This is a genomic window from Caballeronia sp., from assembly GCF_049581465.1.
GTDB lineage: Bacteria > Pseudomonadota > Gammaproteobacteria > Burkholderiales > Burkholderiaceae > Caballeronia.
Genome location: NZ_JBAUSA010000566.1, coordinates 1 through 1,872, shown reverse-complemented (window position 1 = coordinate 1,872; position 1,872 = coordinate 1). Strand labels below are relative to the sequence as shown.

General features: G+C 61.3%; 2 protein-coding genes and 1 pseudogene. 1 reads left to right on the top strand and 2 read right to left on the bottom strand.

What is annotated here, in order from left to right; translation table 11 throughout:
• Positions 1–1,022, top strand: a pseudogene (locus tag WCA53_RS13965) (adenosylcobalamin-dependent ribonucleoside-diphosphate reductase); the annotation flags it as partial.
• A gap of 13 nt (positions 1,023–1,035) precedes the next feature.
• Here WCA53_RS13965 and WCA53_RS13960 read toward each other — a convergent pair.
• The gene (locus WCA53_RS13960) at positions 1,036–1,173 is read right to left on the bottom strand and encodes a hypothetical protein (RefSeq protein ID WP_423911158.1); all 138 of its coding nucleotides are present in this window, start codon (positions 1,171–1,173) and stop codon (positions 1,036–1,038) included.
• A 15-nt stretch (positions 1,174–1,188) separates the two neighbouring features.
• Positions 1,189–1,551: a DUF4148 domain-containing protein gene (locus tag WCA53_RS13955; RefSeq protein ID WP_423911155.1), complete on the bottom strand. Its 363-nt coding sequence runs from the start codon at positions 1,549–1,551 to the stop codon at positions 1,189–1,191.
• Between the last annotated feature and the right edge of the window lie 321 nt (positions 1,552–1,872).

Sequence of the window (1,872 nt, the reverse complement as noted above, 5' to 3'; positions counted from 1 at the left end):
ACCGTTTGTATCGGGAGATGGGCGGCGACGTGGGCGTGTTGCCCGAGTACTTCGTGAGCGCGCTGAGCATGTCCGCGCACGATCACCTGGAGATGATGGCGGCGGTGCAACCGTTCGTCGATACGTCGATCTCGAAGACGGTGAACGTACCCGCCGATTATCCCTTCGATGCCTTCAAGGATTTGTATTTCGACGCATGGCGGCGTGGCTTGAAGGGACTCGCCACGTATCGTCCGAACGAAACGCTTGGCGCGGTGTTGTCGGTCACGGCGGAGATGCCTGCGACCACGGCATCCGATCCGTCGGATGCCGCCGATGCGGAAGTCGAACTCGATCCATTGCGCATTGCCATCGATCACCGCCCGCGTGGCGAGTTGCCAGCGATCATAGAAAAGGTCGAGTACCTCACGCAGGCCGGCAAGAAGTCGCTTTACGTGGCGGTGTCGTTCATGGAAGTGACTGGGCGCCTGGGGCGAGCGGACGTGACGATCGAGCGCCCCATTGAATTCTTCATTCCGACGGGGCAGCGCGACGAATCGCAGCAATGGATTACGGCGACCATGCGCTCGTTATCGCTGGCGGCACGCGGCGGCTTCGTGGCCCGTAATCTTCAGGACTTGCGCAAGGTGTCGTGGGATCGCGGCCAGGTGCGGCTTGGCGACGTCCAACGGCTCGACGGCCACAAGTCACCGCGCTGGCACGATTCGGAAGTCGCAGCGCTTGCCTATGCGATCCAGCAGATCCTGCAACGGCGCGGTTTCCTCGATACCGAGGGCAACCAGGTTCCGTCCCGCGTACTCGCGCAACAACGTGCGGTCAGCGCACACGTGCCGTTGTCTTCAACCGATGGCGCGGTCGACGACATCACCCCGCTGGAACCCGCCAACGCACATGCGGGCAACCCGCATGCGCTGCTTCCCATTCCCGGGCGCAAGTGCCCGACTTGCGGCGCCAACGCGATGATCCGCAAGGACGGGTGTGACTTCTGCACCGCGTGCGGTGAAGTGGGCGCTTGCGGTTAAAACCTTAAGGCGATCAGTTCGCGGCTACGTCCGCGAACTCCAGCGTCCGTTGCTCGCGCATGCCTTCGGGGCGAAACGGACGCCATTGAGGCGCGGGCAGAAGCCAGTCGTCCAGCGTCGAGAATTCTTCGATAGATGCTGATTCGTTCATGATGGACTCCTTACATTATTGAACTGCGGCCTTGCCGCTTCGCGTGGCCGAGCCGTTTGCATATTCAACGATTGAACGATTGCGTTGCTCGGCGACCGCTGCGTCGTGGGCGCGCTGGTCATGCTGGGCTGCAATCGCGTCGCCTGCCATGCTGCGCTCCGGATACGTGTTGCGATTGAGAGCGGGCAACGTGCCGTTGTCGTACGCCTCGACGATTCCGGCGCGCACTTGAGCGCGAGTCGGTCCTGCATCGGTGCTTGTAAATGTGGGTTCGTAAGTACCCGCGTGGCCGATGCCACCGCCGCCGCCCGCGAACGCGGTTGTGGCGACAAGTGCGGATGCTGCGACGAGCGAAAGTCTAGCGATGACTGATTTCACGGTAATGCTCCTGTCTATTCGTGCGAAGCGATCGGTACGATCGTTTGACTTCGCGGGCAGTGGGCTTTGGAAGAGCAAGGCTCGCTGCGACAGGACGAAATGTAGTCAAGCTGGCGTGCGGGATAAATGGACCTGGAGCGAAAAGATTAATCGCTGGAATTGAATAATCGATTGGAGCCTTGCGGGAGGCTGCTTTGACGTCAACGCCCTCCGGCGACAAAGGGCTTAAGGCCTTACGGTTCGCAAGGGTGCTGCGCGAGGGAGGTTTGGGCGGTTCTGCTAACGGAAAGTGTGGGTGGGGGGCGGTTCTGCCTGCAGCAC